This is a genomic window from Lentzea californiensis, assembly GCF_024648825.1.
GTDB lineage: Bacteria > Actinomycetota > Actinomycetes > Mycobacteriales > Pseudonocardiaceae > Lentzea > Lentzea californiensis.
This window is the reverse complement of the sequence record NZ_JANBBE010000001.1, coordinates 41,676-57,169: the sequence shown is the minus strand read 5'-3', so window position 1 is coordinate 57,169 and position 15,494 is coordinate 41,676. Positions and strand designations below refer to the sequence as shown.

General features: G+C 68.0%; 19 protein-coding genes. 8 read left to right on the top strand and 11 right to left on the bottom strand.

What is annotated here, in order from left to right; all coding sequences use genetic code 11:
* Nucleotides 1-8 precede the first annotated feature (8 nt).
* Nucleotides 9-464, top strand: coding sequence for a MarR family winged helix-turn-helix transcriptional regulator (locus LX88_RS00325; RefSeq protein ID WP_258945929.1), 456 nt, complete (start codon nt 9-11; stop codon nt 462-464).
* Here the strand turns inward: LX88_RS00325 and LX88_RS00320 are convergent.
* Nucleotides 461-1,066: a hypothetical protein gene (locus LX88_RS00320; protein ID WP_258945928.1), complete on the bottom strand. Its 606-nt coding sequence runs from the start codon at nt 1,064-1,066 to the stop codon at nt 461-463. The two genes, LX88_RS00325 and LX88_RS00320, sit on opposite strands and share 4 nt — an antisense overlap.
* A 17-nt stretch (nt 1,067-1,083) precedes the next feature.
* Between LX88_RS00320 and LX88_RS00315 the strand changes: the two genes are divergently transcribed.
* Nucleotides 1,084-2,319, top strand: coding sequence for a glutamate mutase L (locus LX88_RS00315; RefSeq protein ID WP_258945927.1), 1,236 nt, complete (start codon nt 1,084-1,086; stop codon nt 2,317-2,319).
* A 64-nt stretch (nt 2,320-2,383) separates the two neighbouring features.
* Here LX88_RS00315 and LX88_RS00310 read toward each other — a convergent pair whose 3' ends face one another.
* From LX88_RS00310 to LX88_RS00300, 3 genes are all read right to left on the bottom strand, one after another.
* A complete protein-coding gene (locus LX88_RS00310; protein ID WP_258945926.1) occupies nt 2,384-2,611 on the bottom strand; it encodes a hypothetical protein in 228 nt (75 codons plus the stop codon).
* A gap of 88 nt (nt 2,612-2,699) precedes the next feature.
* Nucleotides 2,700-2,918, bottom strand: a complete 219-nt coding sequence (locus LX88_RS00305) for a helix-turn-helix domain-containing protein (protein ID WP_030476549.1) — start codon at nt 2,916-2,918, stop codon at nt 2,700-2,702.
* Nucleotides 2,918-3,397, bottom strand: a complete 480-nt coding sequence (locus LX88_RS00300) for a DUF2975 domain-containing protein (RefSeq protein WP_090067324.1) — start codon at nt 3,395-3,397, stop codon at nt 2,918-2,920. Before LX88_RS00300 ends, LX88_RS00305 begins: the two co-directional genes overlap by 1 nt.
* A 77-nt stretch (nt 3,398-3,474) precedes the next feature.
* On the opposite strand from LX88_RS00300, the gene LX88_RS00295 reads away from it, so the two are divergent.
* Complete coding sequence (locus LX88_RS00295; RefSeq protein ID WP_258945925.1) at nt 3,475-4,053, top strand: TetR/AcrR family transcriptional regulator; 579 nt, start codon at nt 3,475-3,477, stop codon at nt 4,051-4,053.
* Here the strand turns inward: LX88_RS00295 and LX88_RS00290 are convergent.
* Genes LX88_RS00290 through LX88_RS00280 form a run of 3 tightly spaced genes read right to left on the bottom strand, consistent with a single transcriptional unit; the run spans nt 4,046 to nt 7,323 of the window.
* Entirely contained in the window at nt 4,046-4,570 is a 525-nt protein-coding gene (locus LX88_RS00290) for a GNAT family N-acetyltransferase (protein ID WP_258947574.1), read from the bottom strand. The two genes, LX88_RS00295 and LX88_RS00290, sit on opposite strands and share 8 nt — an antisense overlap.
* 2 nt (nt 4,571-4,572) lie before the next feature.
* Complete coding sequence (locus LX88_RS00285; protein ID WP_258945924.1) at nt 4,573-5,112, bottom strand: hypothetical protein; 540 nt, start codon at nt 5,110-5,112, stop codon at nt 4,573-4,575.
* Nucleotides 5,113-5,121: 9 nt separating this feature from the next.
* Nucleotides 5,122-7,323: a hypothetical protein gene (locus LX88_RS00280; protein WP_258945923.1), complete on the bottom strand. Its 2,202-nt coding sequence runs from the start codon at nt 7,321-7,323 to the stop codon at nt 5,122-5,124.
* A gap of 302 nt (nt 7,324-7,625) precedes the next feature.
* On the opposite strand from LX88_RS00280, the gene ahcY reads away from it, so the two are divergent.
* The 4 genes from ahcY to LX88_RS00260 all read left to right on the top strand — a co-directional run bounded on the left by ahcY (nt 7,626) and on the right by LX88_RS00260 (nt 10,850).
* The gene (gene ahcY / locus LX88_RS00275; RefSeq protein ID WP_258945922.1) at nt 7,626-9,089 is read left to right on the top strand and encodes an adenosylhomocysteinase; all 1,464 of its coding nucleotides are present in this window, start codon (nt 7,626-7,628) and stop codon (nt 9,087-9,089) included.
* Between the two features lie 67 nt (nt 9,090-9,156).
* Entirely contained in the window at nt 9,157-9,765 is a 609-nt protein-coding gene (locus tag LX88_RS00270; protein ID WP_258945921.1) for a DUF1851 domain-containing protein, read from the top strand.
* Between the two features lie 10 nt (nt 9,766-9,775).
* Nucleotides 9,776-10,237: a hypothetical protein gene (locus tag LX88_RS00265; protein WP_258945920.1), complete on the top strand. Its 462-nt coding sequence runs from the start codon at nt 9,776-9,778 to the stop codon at nt 10,235-10,237.
* 187 nt (nt 10,238-10,424) lie between these two features.
* A complete protein-coding gene (locus LX88_RS00260; protein ID WP_258945919.1) occupies nt 10,425-10,850 on the top strand; it encodes an Imm1 family immunity protein in 426 nt (141 codons plus the stop codon).
* 195 nt (nt 10,851-11,045) lie between these two features.
* Here the strand turns inward: LX88_RS00260 and LX88_RS00255 are convergent, their stop codons facing one another.
* The 4 genes from LX88_RS00255 to LX88_RS44130 are packed head-to-tail and all read right to left on the bottom strand — an operon-like array spanning nt 11,046 to nt 13,316.
* On the bottom strand, nt 11,046-11,480 hold the full coding sequence (locus LX88_RS00255; RefSeq protein ID WP_258945918.1) for an Imm1 family immunity protein: 435 nt from the start codon (nt 11,478-11,480) through the stop codon (nt 11,046-11,048).
* Nucleotides 11,468-12,190 (bottom strand): DddA-like double-stranded DNA deaminase toxin, encoded by a 723-nt coding sequence (locus tag LX88_RS00250; protein ID WP_258945917.1) that lies wholly within the window; start codon nt 12,188-12,190, stop codon nt 11,468-11,470. The genes LX88_RS00255 and LX88_RS00250 overlap by 13 nt, the downstream gene beginning before the upstream one ends.
* A gap of 12 nt (nt 12,191-12,202) precedes the next feature.
* Nucleotides 12,203-12,385, bottom strand: coding sequence for a DUF397 domain-containing protein (locus LX88_RS00245; RefSeq protein ID WP_258945916.1), 183 nt, complete (start codon nt 12,383-12,385; stop codon nt 12,203-12,205).
* A complete protein-coding gene (locus tag LX88_RS44130) occupies nt 12,360-13,316 on the bottom strand; it encodes a DUF5753 domain-containing protein (protein WP_258945915.1) in 957 nt (318 codons plus the stop codon). The genes LX88_RS00245 and LX88_RS44130 overlap by 26 nt, the downstream gene beginning before the upstream one ends.
* Between LX88_RS44130 and LX88_RS00235 the strand changes: the two genes are divergently transcribed.
* Nucleotides 13,300-15,342, top strand: a complete 2,043-nt coding sequence (locus tag LX88_RS00235) for a TerD family protein (RefSeq protein WP_258945914.1) — start codon at nt 13,300-13,302, stop codon at nt 15,340-15,342. The genes LX88_RS44130 and LX88_RS00235 overlap by 17 nt on opposite strands.
* Nucleotides 15,343-15,494: the final 152 nt, after the last annotated feature.

The window sequence follows — 15,494 nt, the reverse complement described above, 5'->3', positions numbered from 1 at the left end:
TGCGCACCATGGGAAACGCGCGGTGGCTCTCCGAGGAGGAGGGAAGCGCCTGGCACCACTTCGTCCAGGCGTACCACCTCCTCGAGAGGCAGATCGAACAGCAGTTGCAGCGCGACGCGGGCCTTTCGCACGCGCAGTACAACGTGCTGGTCGTGCTGTCCGAACAGCCGGGCAACCGCATGCGCATGACCGAACTGGCGCGCAGGGTCGTGGTGTCGAAGAGTTCGCTGACCTACCAGATCGGCAAGCTGGAGAAGACGGGACTCGTGCGGCGCGAACCGCACGAGTCCGACGAGCGCGGCATCCTTGCCGTGCTCACCGACGAAGGCAAGGCCCTGCTGCAGGCCGCCGCACCCGGTCACGTCACCACGGTCCGCGAGTACCTGATCGACCTCTTCACACCGGAGCAGCTCGCCCAGCTCGGGTCGTTCATGCAGACCGTGCACGAGAAGGCGGACGACTAGAGCGTCAGCAGGCCCTGTTCGTCCAGCCACTGCGCCACGTCGTCCGGGCCCTGCCGCGTCACGTCCAGCTCCAGCACCGGCAGGATCGACTTCGCCGCGAGCTCGCGGAGTTGGCGCTGCTCCTCGACGAACGGCTCCAGCGAGACGTACTGCTTCGGGTTCGCGCTGATCTTCAGCCGTTCTTCCCGTGCCGCCTCGAAGGTGTCCTCGGGCCGGGTGCACAGCACGATCGCGAAGTTGAGCGGCTTCAGCCTCTCCTCCAGCCAGCCGAAGTCGAACTCCCGTCCCTGTCGCGCCTGGAACGCCAACGTGGACAGGTGGAACCGGTCGATGATCCACGAGTAGTACCGCTGCAGCTCGAACATCCGCACCCACGTCTCGTAGGTCTCGATCGCGTGCGCGGTCTCGTCCGGCGCGAAGTCGATCAGCCCACGGCCCCACGGCTCGTTGCTGAAACCGCTCCACTCACCCGAGATCAACGGCGAGTGGTACCGGTACCTGCGGTGACCGACCAGACGAGGGTGTTCGTTCAACGCGAACGCCAGGTCCGTCTTGCCGGTCAGTCGCGTGCCTTCGAGGATCACCTTGGGTGTGAGCTTCATGGTGGCAAGCTAACCCGGTGATCCTCTGTCTCGACGTCGGTTCCACCTGGACCAAGGCCGCTCTCATCACCCCCGAGGGCGAACTGGTCAGGACCGGGCAGCACCCGACCACGCCGCCGGAAGTGCTGCGGGGCATCGACGCGCTGCGCGATGAGGTCGGCGACGGCGAGATCCTCGCGTGCTCGTCGGCGGGCGGTGGTCTCCGGCTTGCCGTCGTCGGCCAGGAACGGGTGGTGAGCGCCGAGGCCGGTTACCGGGTCGCGCTCAGCGCGGGCGCCAAGATCGTGCACGTCGGCGCGGGCCCGGTCGACGTGAGGGCGTTGCGCGCGTCGGCTCCTGACCTGATCTTGCTGGTCGGCGGCACGGACGGTGGTGACCAGTCGGTCCTGCTGCACAACGCCGCGAAGCTCGCCCGCGTGGCCGTGCCGATCGTGCTGGCGGGCAACGTCGAGGCGCAGCCGGAAGCGTTGGAACTGCTGGCGAAGCGCACGGTGGTGGCCTGTCCGAACGTACTGCCGGACGTCGGTCAGCTGGCCCCGGAACCCGCGCGCAAGGCGATTCGCGAGGCGTTCCTGCAGCACGTCATCGGCGGCAAGGGGCTTTCGAGGGGACCGAGGTTCCGCCAGCTCGTGCGGGCCGTGACGCCGGATGCCGTGCTGGCGGGCGTATCCCGGCTCGCGGCACAGGACCGCGAAGGTGCCGTGCTGGTGGTGGACGTCGGCGGCGCGACGACGGACGTGTACTCGGCGGTGTCCACAGCGGACAGTGAAGGTCTGGAGAGGACGGTCGCGCTCCCGCCGGACCGCCGCACCGTCGAGGGTGACCTGGGCATGCGCTGGTCCGCGCCGGGCGTGGTCAAGGAAGCCCTGACCGAACGCCTGACGACCGAGGACCTGGCCGCGGAAGCCCAGAAACGGGCCGAGAACGTCGGCTGGCTGCCGGACGACCCGGCCGTCGACGTGAAGCTGGCGTCGTTCGCGGCGATCCTGGCCGTGCGCAGGCATCTCAGGCAGGTCGACGGGCAGCTCGGACCGCACGGCGCGGGCCTGCTGGTGTTGTCGGGCGGGGTTTTCCGGCACACGCCCGACATCGGGCCGATCGTCGAGGTGTTGCGGGCGGACCCGGTGCTGCGGCCGGTGCTCAAGACCGCCGAGATCACCGTGGACCGCGACTACGTGCTGGCGCCGGTGGGCCTGCTCGCCGAGTCGGGGCGGCTGGAGGCCGCCGACCGACTGGCGAAACGGCTGGGCTGAGCGTTGTCCCGCAAGGTGGTGCGCTGAACCGGGGCCGTCCAGGTCGCCGCCGTGCTCGAGCCGGTCACTCCGCCGCTTCGGCTGCTGCCTGCTCGAACCCCTGGTGGCAGTGTTCGACCTGGTCGGTCACGTGGTCCATGAACCAGCGCATGATCTCGTAGGGAATGGACTGAACGGTGCGGACGTGGACGATGGGGTCCAGGCTCGGGTCCTCGTCGGGCACCACCGTCGGCACGGCGTAGAAGAACTGGACGGCGTAGTGGCGGCCTGCGTGAACGCGCGGCTCTGGCATGCCCGCAGGCTGCCACAGCTGCAGGCGCGAGTCTCACGATCATCCGTTCAGCACCTGGTGTTGGAACCCCGCACCTGCGGGACAACCTTCAGGCCGACTCCTCGTCGTCCACGAACTCGAGCAGATCGCCCGGCTGGCACTCCAGGACCCGGCACATGGCTTCGAGGGTGCTGAACCGCACGGCTTTCGCGCGCCCGTTCTTCAGCACGGCGACGTTGGCGGGCGTCAGCCCGACCTTCTCCGCGAACTCGCCGACGCTCATCTTGCGCTTGGCCAGCTCGACGTCGATGCGCACGACGATGGCCATCAGATCACCGATTCCATGTCAGCCCGCAGTTCCGTGGCGCGCTTGAGCAGCGCCCGCATCACCACGAGCACGAGGCCGACCACCGAGACCGCCGACGTGAACAGGAAGAACAGCACGATCACCCCCGGATCGTCGGCGTTGACGCCGATCCAGATGAACACCCCCACGAGCACGGCCCACGCCGCGGCGATCGCCCACACCATCACGTTGACCCACTTGATCGCGCCTTCGGTGAAGATCAGATCCTTGCGCACCAGCGTGAGCAGCTTCCAGGTGGCCACGATCACCACCTGCACGCACACGATCCAGAAGATCGACACGATCGTCGAGGGCCACCTCAGGTGGGCCTCGTCCGGGTTCTGCTGAGCCATGTGCGCGTACTGGCCGGGGATCGAGAACGTCTCCAGCATCACGAGGATCCCGAACAACGCCACCAGGAACACCCGGAGGGCCGTCACCGCCCAACGTTCAGAAATCATGCATCGAGTATCGTTAGTGATCTATCGAAAGTCAATCGGTAGTGATCGTGTCACGGCAGGTCTCTACAGTGATCGCCGTGGGACTGCGCGAGCGCAAGAAGACCGAGACCCGAGCGGCGCTGTCCGCCGCCGCACTGCGGCTCGCCCTGGAGAAGGGCGTGGACGACGTGCGCGTCGACGAGATCGCCGAGGCGGCGAACGTCTCGCCCCGCACCTACAACAACTACTTCGCGAGCCGCGAGCACGCCATCGTCGCCGGCATCACGGCCACCCGCGCGCTCCAGGTGGCGGAAGCGTTGCGGGCCAGGCCGTCCGACGAGCCCCTGGCCGACTCGATCGTCGCCGCGTTCGCCGCGCAGTACCGCGAACCACCGACCGAGGCCCTCGCCCTGATCACCTCGACACCGGCGTTGCGCGAGGCCTACCTCGACTCGGTGGCGGAGCTGGAACCGCCGATCGCCGACGTGATCGCCGCGAGGCTCGGCAAGTCCGGCCAGGGCGCCGAGGTGCTGGCGGCCGCGGTGTCCGCGGCCGCCCGCCTCGCCGTGCGGAGGTGGGTCGACCTGCGTCCGTCCGGACTGGTCGTGGTCTCGGCGGGCTCGATCGAGGACCACCTGCGCGAGGCGATCGGCCACCTCGCGCCCGCCCTCAGGTGAGCTCGTCCTTCAGCACGCACATGAGCAGCGCGTCGTGCCACTCGCCGTCGCGGAAGAACGACTGCCGGAACCGCCCGTCGACCTGGAAACCGACCTTCTCGTAGGACTTGATCGCGCGCTCGTTCGCCTCCACGACGCCGAGCTCGATCGAGTGCAGCCGCATGGTGTCGAACCCGTACCGACAGGCCGTGCGCAGCGCATCGGTGCCGTAGCCGCCGCCCCAGTGGTCCTTCTCGCCGATGTAGATGTCGACCTCGGCCCGCGCGTTGACCGGATCCGCGTCCCGCAGCACGACGACACCGATGAGCTTGCCGCCCTCCAGCGTCTCGATGCAGAAGGTGACCTTCTCGTACGAGTTCTCCTGACGGTCGGCGAAGCGTTTGCGCGCCGACGCCAGCGACGAGTGGTAGTAGCTCTGCAGCCACCGCATCACTTCTTCGTCGTTGTGCCAGCGGTGGAACGCGTCGGCGTCCTCCGGCTCGACGGGCCGCAGCCGGACGAGATCCCCAGTCAGCATGATCATTTGCTCCAACGCACTCGAACGACACCATCGTCATCGGGCAACACCGCTTCAGCGAGCGGCTCCGCTTCGTGCAAGGACCGCACCGCCGCACCACGCGCCAGGGTCAGTTCGACGGCGAGCGCCGGGCGGTCCTCGGCGTGGACCACGTCGCGGGTGATCAAGCCGTTCTGGTCCTCCCAGACGACCTCGTCCTCCAACCGGCACCACGCGCCGTTGTCCCGCAGCATGGCCCGCACGAGCGCCACAGCGGTGGAGATCGGGACCCGCGCCCCGTCGTGGTAGCCGGTCAGGTCGGGCGGGAACAGTCCGGCGAGCCCGTCCCCCTCGACGGCCGGCTCGAGTCCGCCGCGACCGCCGGCACCGGGCTCGCGGATCATCACCGAGGTCACGCCGGTCTCCGCGGCGAACGTCTCGACGGCCGTGAGGTAGGCCGCTTCCAACGGCCCGTGGTCACTGATGATGTCCAAGGGACCGAAGTACCCGTCGGCGAAATGAGCCGGGTCGTACTTCGTCACCTTGAACACGTGCATGTACACCCGCGCAGACTAGGAGCCGCCCAGCACGTCCCGCGACCGCATTTCCGGCTTGCGCGCGAACGGCAGCGAAGGCGATTCCGGCGCGTCCACCTGCAACAGCCCCGCCGCGATCGCCACCGCGCGGTCCCACTCCGGGTCCGACGTGTAGTCGGAGTGCGCCGACACCCCGGACCGCCACCGCCGTCCGGGGAACGGCCCGCGCTGCGGATCCGGCAGCCAGTGGTCGCCACCCAGCACCAACGCCCCGGTGGGCCCGCGCAACGCAGGCGCCAGCGCGCCCTCCGAACCGTCGTCGCGGTAGCCGACGCCGAGCAACATGCCGTCGAACACCTGCCGCCGCCACGTGGTCACGGCGCCGCCCAGCGGATCGGTGCCCCGGCACAGCGCGCGCCAGCGTCCGTCCAGCCCGCCGGCCAGCCGGGCCAGCGACGCGTGCGGCACCACGGCCGGGAACGCCCGCGGGTACGCCCACTGCAGCTGCGAACCGGCCGTCAGCAGCCCGATCCGTTCGCGGTCGTGGGCAGGCAGTTCCTCCAGCAGGCGGGCGGCGGCGACGGCGACCAGCAGGGAGCCCTGCGAGTGTCCACAGAGGACGACACGGGTGCCGGGGTCGCGCAGGTGGTCCTGCACGCGGGCCACGAGTTCCGGCACGACCTTCAGCGCGTAGCAGGGCGGCACGATCGGGTGCGCTTCACGCGGCCAGAACTGCGCGATGTCCGCGATGATCCCGAGCCGCCGCCCGGACTCCGGCTGCCGCGCCGCCAGGTACACCGCACGCAGCAACGACACGGCCAGCAGGCCGAGCACGAACACGCCGAACGCGGAGAACGGATACGTCCACGACGCCAGCTCCACGTTGCGCAACCGCTGCAAGGAGGCGAGCACGGCGCCGACCGTCAGCACGGACGCGATGATCAGGATCATGTGATGGCCGTGGTTGCGTTCCCAGCGCGCCCACCACCACGCCCGCGTCGCCATGCGCAGGTCGCGCATCCGGCCGGAGTGCAGCAGCGAAGCCTCACGCGCCCACACCTTGCCCTTGCGGAACGCCCGCCACCGCACGGCACCGGTGAACGAGGCCACCGCGAGAAAGCTCAGCAGCGCCAACGCGCCCGCCACGCCCCACAGCAGAGTGATGTAGCTGTACCCGTCCGGCAGGTCCAGGTCCTCGCCCAGCGCCTTGCGCACCGGCAACGCCACTCCGGCGCCGAAGCCGCCGCCGAGCAGTCCCGCGATCGCCAGCACCGGCGCCGCGAACCAGCCGCCGGCCCACGGCCGCAGTTCGCGCGGCAACGTGCGCCACGTCTTGCGGGCCAGCAGTGCCGCGGGCACCAGCATCAGTCCGAACAGCACCAGCACGAACGCCATCAGCAACGCCACGACCTGCACGGTCACGTCCGCGCCGGGCACCCGCAACGGCAGTTGCTCCTGCAGCCCCAGGGTCGTCAGCACCAGCAGCAGGGAGAACACCAGCAACAGCCGCCGCGGTTTGCGGCTCAGCGCCGCGCGCAGCCACCGTCCGCCGCGATGAGGCGCACCGCCCGTCGGGTCGTCCAACAACAACACGCCGAGCACGGACACGCCGATGAGCACCAGCGAGACAGTCCACGCCACCGTGATCGCGACGCCCATGCCGCCGGCGGCCGTGAGCTGCTGCAACGGCCCGCCCAGCGCGATCAGCGCCGTCACCGCGAGCGCGGCCACGATGTGCAGGGACCGCAACGCCGGCGTGTCCGGGTCGGTCGCCACGTGCGCGCCGGGCAGTCCGGACGGGGGCTGCTTGTCCTGCTCCTCGGCGTCGGCGATCTCCTTGCGCTCGATCCGCCATTCGACGTGCGACACGCGCCGCATCACCGCGATCACCACCAGGATCGGCAGCAACCCCAGGAACGTCCGGAACCACGGAAAAGCGCGCACGTCACCCGGAACGCTGGTCAGACACGCGGTGGCGGGCCGCAGGCACTGGGCGGCGAGCAGGTCGAGGCTGACCACCGAGATCTGCGCGACCAGCAACGCCGTGAGCAGCAGCGCGAACACCCGCAACAACGACCGCAGGCCGATGCCGAGCAGGTGAGCGGGCAGGTTCTGCTCGGGGACCGGAGGCAGCATCCAGTGCGCGACGTTCGCGATGCTGAACGGGAAGAGCAGCGCCCAGGTGGCCTTGGCCACACCGCCGGACGTCATCCCGCCCCACAGGTACCCCTCGATCACGCGGGGGATGGGACGGCCCTCCGTCTGCAAGACTGGTCCAGGCGCGGGCCTGCGGAGTCTGTCGGCCGGACGCACGATGCGGCCGAGCCCGTCTCCCGCAACGTCCACGGCCGCAACGGCGTCGACGAGCGTCTGCGGCGTCGTTCCTTGGACGCCATGTACACGCAACTCGACGACACGTGTGTCCGGGCCAGTCAGCAACACCCGAGACCTCCCTCACCCAACGTGGGGGACATAGTGGTGCATCAGCGGGCGGTATGGTCGGACGACACCCTCGCTGAAGTGCCCTGGAGGACTTCGTAATGACCGCGGAACGGTTGCAGACCCGCAACGGCATCGACTTCGCAGTGGCCGACCTGTCACTCCACGAGTTCGGTCGCAAGGAGATCCGGCTGGCTGAGCACGAGATGCCCGGCCTCATGGCGTTCCGTCGCGAGTACTCCGGGGTGTACCCGCTCAAGGGCGCCCGCATCTCCGGCTCGCTGCACATGACGATCCAGACGGCCGTCCTCATCGAGACCCTGGTCGACCTGGGCGCCGAGGTGCGCTGGGCCTCCTGCAACATCTTCTCGACGCAGGACCACGCGGCGGCTGCCGTCGTCGTGGGCCCCCACGGCACCGAGGAGGAGCCGAAGGGCGTGGCGTGTTTCGCCTGGAAGGGCGAGACGCTGGAGGAGTACTGGTGGACCGCTGAGCAGATGCTGACCTGGCCGGACGGCGGCGGCCCGAACATGATCCTGGATGACGGCGGCGACGCCACCATGCTCGTCCACAAGGGCAAGCAGTACGAGACCCAGGGTGTCGTGCCCTCGCCGGAGGCCGACGACTCCGACGAGTGGAAGGTCTTCCTCGCCCTGCTGAAGAAGTCGGTCGAGGCGGACAACGGCAAGTGGACCAAGATCGCCGAGGGCGTCCGCGGCGTCACCGAGGAGACCACGACGGGCGTCATGCGCCTGTACCAGCTGGCCGCCGCCGGTGAGCTGCTGTTCCCCGCGATCAACGTCAACGACGCCGTCACCAAGTCGAAGTTCGACAACCGCTACGGCATCCGCCACTCGCTGATCGACGGCATCAACCGCGGCACCGACGTCCTGATCGGCGGCAAGGTCGCCGTCGTCTGCGGCTACGGCGACGTCGGCAAGGGCTCGGCCGAGTCACTGCGCGGCCAGGGCGCCCGCGTGATCGTCACCGAGATCGACCCGATCTGCGCACTGCAGGCCGCGATGGACGGCTACCAGGTCGCGAAGCTCGAGTCGGTCCTGCCGATCGCGGACATCATCATCACGACGACCGGCAACAAGGACGTCGTCACCGTCGAGCACATGTCGCAGATGAAGCACCAGGCGATCCTGGGCAACGTCGGCCACTTCGACAACGAGCTCGACATGGCCGGCCTGCAGCGCTACCCGGGCATCCGCAAGAACAACATCAAGCCGCAGGTCGACGAGTGGATCTTCCCGTCGGGCCGCACGATCATCGTGCTGTCCGAGGGCCGCCTGATGAACCTGGGCAACGCGACCGGCCACCCGTCGTTCGTCATGTCGAACTCCTTCTCGAACCAGGTGATCGCTCAGGTCGAGCTGTTCACCAAGTTCAAGGAGTACGACAACGAGGTCTACCGCCTGCCCAAGGTGCTGGACGAGAAGGTCGCGCGCATTCACCTCGAGGCGCTCGGCGGCGAGCTGACCAAGCTCACCAAGGACCAGGCCGAGTACATCGACGTCGACGTCGAGGGCCCGTTCAAGGCGGAGCACTACCGCTACTGATTTCTGCTCCGACGAGCCCTCGCCTGCACCAGGCGAGGGCTCGTCGCTGTCGCTGGGGGGATTTGAAGTGTTCGAACGTTTTTCCGGCGCCTACCCGCTGGACGCCGGTGAGCCGTCGCCTCCCGCGAACATCGCACCGCTGCGCCGTGTCCCGGGCCTGGCCGAGCTGGTCACGACGGCCGCCGGGCTGTCGTTCGGCGACGGCATCCTCCGCGTCCTCACCGACGACGAGGCCCGCCGCGCTCAGGGCCTGGCGAACGCGATGTGGCCGGAGTGGGCACCGCGCATCCGCCCGTTCGCCCAGGACTGGCTGGGCCGCCTGTACGCGCTCGACCTGCACCGCAACGCACTGCTGCTCCTGCTCGACCCCGCTGCCGGCGACGTCTACGAGCTCGACTGCGTCATCCCGGACCTGCTCGACGAGTACATGGTCGACGACCCCGGCACCTTCCTCGCCCAGCACCTCTTCGGCGCCTGGCGCGCACTGCACCCGGAACGCACTCCGGCCGGAGCATGCGTCGGGTTCAGGACACCACTGTTCCTGGGCGGTGTGGAGGCGGTGGAGAATCTCGAGGTCGTCGACGAGGAGGTCTACTGGTCGGTCCACGGGCAGCTGTGGGCGAAGGTCAAGGACCTCCCGGCGGGCACGTCGGTCAGCGGCGTCGAGATCAGCTAAGGATTGGTCAGTGGGTTTCTTCGGCACTTACGCCTACGAGCACGGCTCCTGGAAGACGCTGTCCGAGGGCGAACTGCCGCCGCTCGCGGAGCCGTTCCTGTGGATCGACATCCACGACAGCGACATCACCTCGGTCGTCTACGCCCCGGCCGGCACCGGATCGGGTGTCGCCTACCTGGGCCTGACGCCGCGCACCTACTTCGAGAACCCCAGCGCGTCCGACCCGACCGACGTCTTGCGGGAGGCCGCGGGGCTGGCCGAGTGGTGGGGGCTGCTCAACTCCGGCGGCGACGTTCCGGCCAAGCAGGCCGAGCTGCTCGCGTTCCTCGCCGAGGACGAGGACCCGAACGCGTTCGAGTGGGCCGAGTCCGAGGACGTCGCCGAGATCGACGACGGCGAGGTGTTCGTCGAGGTCAAGACGCGGCGGTTCCTCGCTGCGCTGGACCTGCCGGTGCCCGACGGACTCAGCTGACGTCTTGCCCGCCCAACGCCAGCAAGGTGTACTTGCCCTGGCGGGGGAGGGCGCTCGGCGACACTCGGAGACGTGATCGCAGCGCTGCGCGCAAGCTTGGAACGCCTGCCTTTCACGGAACTGGCGGATGCTCTCGACGCCGCTGAGGAGGCGGCAAGCAAACCTACCGGGGAAAGGAAGCCCAGACATGAGCTATGTCTTGGAGGCTTCGTACAAGCACGGCGCGGGAGTGACTCTGTTGCGCACCGACGACGACGTTGACGGCTTTCTCACTGAGCTGCTGGACGCAGGGCAGGACTACCGGTCGGCGACGGTTTACGCCGTCGACGAGTGCGCCGACGAGGACCCGACGCACGAGTTGGTGGTTGGCGTCGACCAGGCCAGTGCGCTCGGCGCTGTTCGCTACGCCGATGATGATGGCGAGTGGTTCAGCAGAGGAGAACAGGTCAAGCCGGATGGCGTCCGCTACCTGTACTACGGGACGGCGCACGAGTTCCCGGCTGACTCGGAGGTGCCGCTCGACGTGGTGCGGCAAGCCCTGCAGGAGCTGCTGGCGAACCAGGGAATGCGGCCCGAGGGCTTGTCGTGGCAGGCGGCTACCGAGCTTCGATGAATCCTGCCAGGCTTCGCCGCAACCCTCGTCCGGCCTGGATCTGTGGTGGTGGTTGCTCAACTCCGTCGGTGACGTCGCAGACCAAGCAGGCCGAGCTGCTCGCCTACCTGGCCGAGGACGAGGACCCCGATGCCTTCGAGTGGGACGAGACTCGGCGGTTCCTCGCTGCGTTGGACCTGCCGGTGCCCGACGGGCTCAGCCGACGCTCGCCAGGTGCGGGAAGTCCGCAGGAATCAACCCGCCGTGATCGAGGTAGGCAGCCAGCACTGATCGGACTGTGTCCAGCGGAACCTCGTAGCTCGCGGGAACCAGCGTCTCGTGGCCTTGAAAGTCGTAAACCAGGTCTCCGGTCGCGTCCAGATCGCCTTGTGTCGCCCGCAGGTCATCCACTCCGCTGATGCGGACATAGCCTTGGTCGCTGCCGATGCCCGCATAGACGGTGGGGAAGCCGTAGGGATCTTCGGCGATGGACACCTCGACCAGCGACGGGCAGGGCTGGGCGGCGGAGCGCTCGCTCACCCGGTCGATGAACGCCGCCAGCTCCTCGTGCGTGGTCACGAGGATGGAGGGATCACCGGCGCCGAAGTCGTTGTCCGGCTTCTGGTCGTACCAGATCTCTAGCGTTGCCACGGTGGGCGCTTCCCTCCTGTGAACGTCTTCCGGTAGTTCGGCCCGTACACGGTCAGCGTGTATCCCTCAGGCAGAAGTACCGGCAGCAGGTTGTCACAACCCCACTTCATGCGGCACGGCGTGTAGTTGATGACCACGCTCGCATGCCTGATGTTTTCTCGCCTCATTCGCACCGCGAGCTTGGTCTCCACGTGCGTGATAGTGATCGGTGGGCCCTTTTCCGGGAACTGCGTGTCCTTTAAGACGTGCCAGACCTCCGCGGACTCAGCGTCTTCGCCGCTCACGACGGAGCGAGCCTCCTCGCTGCCGGGCGTGAACCATCGCCCGTGCGTCTTCTGTCCGCTACCCGCCTGCACGGGAGGTGGCAGCTGGCGACGCAGGGCCTCGACCTGCTCAGCGATGCTTTGAGAGGGTTGCCGCAGGCAGGCTTCCTCTGCGAGACCGTGACGGCGCAAATAGGAGCGGATTTCGTCGGCGATGGTCGCGAGCGTGGACACCTGACCCTCCGGCTCGGTGATTCCCTCGATCACGCGGGTGAACCACGAGCAGGCCTGTTCCACGTCGGTTTGGTTGCTGCCAGAACTGGCGGCGCGGAGAAGCTCTCGCGCGTGTTCGGCGAGTTCGGACGCTTGGTGGTGGGCAGTTATCGACTGGTCGATCGTGCCCAGCACGCGCCGCAGCGCGTCGGCCACATCGCCCAGTGACGCCACACCAGGTCTCCTCTATCGATGGAACGCCCCTACGAACGTCTGCCATGTCTCAGCGCTGAACTCCAGCTCGGGGCCTGCGGTGTTCTTGGAGTCACGTACGCGCACAGCCTGGGCGAACGCCACCTCGACGCAGTCGTCGTCGATGGCGTCGCCGCCGCTGTAGCTGCTCTTACGCCAGGTGCAGTCTCCGGCCACTGAGGTCCTCCCGCGATCGACTGGCGAGGTCCGCCACCATCGACCGCGATTGTTCCTCATCCAGCGCGACTGCATCCAGGCGCGCGAAGATCGACTTGCAGCGCTTGACCCCGACTTCGTCCTGCACGAACACCTTTGCGAGGTCTGAATGCGTGTAGGCGACGCTGCTGCGCTTCTCGTACTCCCACAGCACGTAGTGAGCGAGGAGAACGCCCGCCGGACCACTCGCCGCAGGCACGATCCGGATCGTGTGCGTGTGGAAGAGGAGCCTCATGAGCTGGTCTTCCATGATCTCGTCGCTGCCGACCTTGAGTCGCAGAGCGTTCTCATGGATGTAGAAGACGCATGTTGGCCTGTTGTGCCGCTGCAGAATGGTCTGCCGCTCCATGCGGAAACGCACAGCGGCTTCGATCATGTCCGGAGTCAGAACTCCGCGGGCCACGTACAGCGCCGTCGCGTAGTCCTCGGTCTGCAACAAGCCCGGCATGTAGGTCAGGTCGTAGCCGGTGATCTTCTCCGCCAGTGACTCCGCCATGGCCATCGTTCGCAGGTTGTCCGTGACCTGGACGAAGTAGGGGTTGAACGCGGATCGGTACCGCTCCAGGAAGTCCGTGATGAAGGCTTGGCTGCGCCCGCACCGCCCCAGGTACTGGATGATGTCGATCTCGGTGGCGCGCACCTTGCCGTGCTCGATGTTGGAGACCTTGCCGGGGTCCCACCCGAGCATCCGCGCGATCCGCCTGCCGCGGAAGGTCGTGAAGCGCTCGCGCACCTGTCGCAACTCATCGCCCAGGTCACGGCTGTAAGGGGTGGACGGATCGCCGTTCATGAAATTCGACGTTAGGCGATGGAGAACGAACAACATCGTGCCCGAACGGGTGGAATTGCGTTGACGTGCGGGTTTTACTGACCGGGTGCGGACGACCATCATCAAGAAGACCCTGCGCGTGCCCACTTCGGACGATGCGCCGGGTGACGGTGCCGCCGTCGCGAGGCAACTGGACGCCGCGCTGATCAGGTCGGGCTTCAAGGCCTCGCGGGAGCTGCTCGAACACGTCGGCGGCCTGGCGCACGCGGAGGACTACGCCGCGGAGGTCGTGCGCGCGCTCAAGGAGCTGATCGGTGCGCGTGGGCAGCACAACCCGTACTTCAAGGAGTTTCCGCACAACGTGCCGGACACCCTCGCGTTCTGGCGGGAGTGCCTGCGGGACGCGCTGGAGAAGGGCGTCGCGCCGACGAACAACCTCCTCGCCCTGCCCAAGTACGGGCGGGTCCAGCACTCCTACGAGGAGATGCTGCGGGCGCACGACGAGCTGATCCCGTCGTTGAAGGACCGCATCACGCTCGTGCATCTCGGTGACACGCTCGAAGAAGAGGCTCAGCGCCTCTTCGAAGAGCTCGCCACCAGTCCGATTCCGTTGGCGGAGAACGACAGGGCGCTGCTCGGTGAGCTGGCCGTGCTCTGCCCCGACGGCGAGCTGGACGTGCCCGTCCGGGAGAACCGCGCGATCCTCAACGCCGCCCGGCTGGTGGCGCAGCGGCCTCTGCAGGACATCGACACCGTCACCGACGTGCTGCGGCTCGCGGCCGAGGCGTCCGGGGGAGACGTCACGCTTCAGGAGCCGACGCGGTTCCGGTCGTTCCGCCGGCCTGAGCGCAGGGCGTTGCTCGGTGCGTTGAACGAGGTGGCGGAGAGCAAGCTCGGTGACGTCGGCCAGTACCGCGAGGCGTGGAAGCGCCTCGGCGAGCGGTTGCACCCGCACGAGTACCCGTTCGAACGGGCGCAGGACGTGTTCGCGGTGGCGCGCAGGGAGAAGGTCGCGCGGTCGTTCGCCGGGCAGGTCGAGCTGGCGTTCGCGGAGAACGACACCGCGCGTGCGGTCGGCATCCTCGCCAAGGCGCCCGGAATGTTGCTGAGGCAAGTCGACAGGTTGCTCCGGCACGGCGCCGAGAACCTCGCCGTGCACGTCGAGGCGGCGGTGCCGGAGGTGTCCAGCCGCGTGCTCGTCTCCGTGCTGGAGCACCTGTCGAACCGCACGACGCCGGACGCCGCCCGCATCTTCGCGACCCGTTCGCGCAGGGTGTGGATCGCCGACGACGACCGCGAGCCGCTCGACCCGAAGGCGGTCGCGGAGATCGTCGAGGTGGTCGAGAACGAGCTGGTCGGCAGGCTGCCGGAGTACTCCGAGCTGGTCGTCGACGACGAGGTGCTCGACGTCGTGGTGCCCACCACCGGTACCGAGGAGGGCTTCGGCGTGCTGCCGCGCGGCTCGAAGCTCTGGCTCGAAGGCGACGTGCTGCGGTTCTTCGTGCACTGGCGGCAGCACGCGAAGCGAACCGACTACGACCTGTCCGCGGTGCTGCTCGACGAGAGGTTCGAGTACCAGGGACAGGTGTCGTGGACGCAGCTGAAGCAGGACGGCGCCTTCTACTCGGGTGACGTCACGGACGCCTGGAACGGTGCGACGGAGTTCATCGACGTGCACCGGATCAAGACGAACGCCAAGTACGTGGTGCCACAGGTGAACATCTTCTCGGGAGAGGGGTTCGACGACGTCGCCGAGTCGATGTTCGGGTTCATGACCCGCGACCTCGAGCAGATGGGCAAGCCGTTCGAGCCGAGCACGGTTCGGGCGCGCTCCGCCATGCGTGGCAAGGGAAAGGTCGCGCTGCCGGTGATGTTCGAACGGGAGGGTGACGCGTGGTACGGCACGTGGCTGCACCTCTACCTGCGCGGCACGTCGTGGGGCAACCGGGTCGAGGAGAACCGTGACGTCGTCAAGCTGATCGCCGCGGCGGCGCTGCGGCGCAAGTACTTCACCGTGGCGAGGCTCCGGGACCTGTTCGCGCGCAAGTCGTCCACAGAGGACGCTCCGGCGATCCGCATCGGTCTGGCGCAGGACGAGACCGGAACCGTCACCACGGTGTCAGAACTCGGGAAACTGCTGTCGGACTGACCCGCACCACTGCTAACGTGGCTGACGCGAGGCCATGAGGGAGCTTCCTTCTAACTCCGGAACCGGAATGCTCTTCGGAGCGCCGGTCTTTAGCTCCCTCGCTTTCCTCGCCCTCACTCAGGGGACGTGCGTCCGCGGACCGCGTCGCGCGG

What these genes read in the sequence shown, in the direction of transcription:
- LX88_RS00325 (WP_258945929.1), top strand. Translation starts at nt 9, where the DNA reads ATGGGAAACGCGCGGTGGCTCTCCGAGGAGGAGGGAAGCGCCTGGCAC.
- LX88_RS00320 (WP_258945928.1), bottom strand. Translation starts at nt 1,066, where the DNA reads ATGAAGCTCACACCCAAGGTGATCCTCGAAGGCACGCGACTGACCGGC.
- LX88_RS00310 (WP_258945926.1), bottom strand. Translation starts at nt 2,611, where the DNA reads ATGCCAGAGCCGCGCGTTCACGCAGGCCGCCACTACGCCGTCCAGTTC.
- LX88_RS00305 (WP_030476549.1), bottom strand. Translation starts at nt 2,918, where the DNA reads ATGGCCATCGTCGTGCGCATCGACGTCGAGCTGGCCAAGCGCAAGATG.
- LX88_RS00300 (WP_090067324.1), bottom strand. Translation starts at nt 3,397, where the DNA reads ATGATTTCTGAACGTTGGGCGGTGACGGCCCTCCGGGTGTTCCTGGTG.
- LX88_RS00290 (WP_258947574.1), bottom strand. Translation starts at nt 4,570, where the DNA reads ATGCTGACTGGGGATCTCGTCCGGCTGCGGCCCGTCGAGCCGGAGGAC.
- ahcY (WP_258945922.1), top strand. Translation starts at nt 7,626, where the DNA reads ATGACCGCGGAACGGTTGCAGACCCGCAACGGCATCGACTTCGCAGTG.
- LX88_RS00260 (WP_258945919.1), top strand. Translation starts at nt 10,425, where the DNA reads ATGAGCTATGTCTTGGAGGCTTCGTACAAGCACGGCGCGGGAGTGACT.
- LX88_RS44130 (WP_258945915.1), bottom strand. Translation starts at nt 13,316, where the DNA reads ATGATGGTCGTCCGCACCCGGTCAGTAAAACCCGCACGTCAACGCAAT.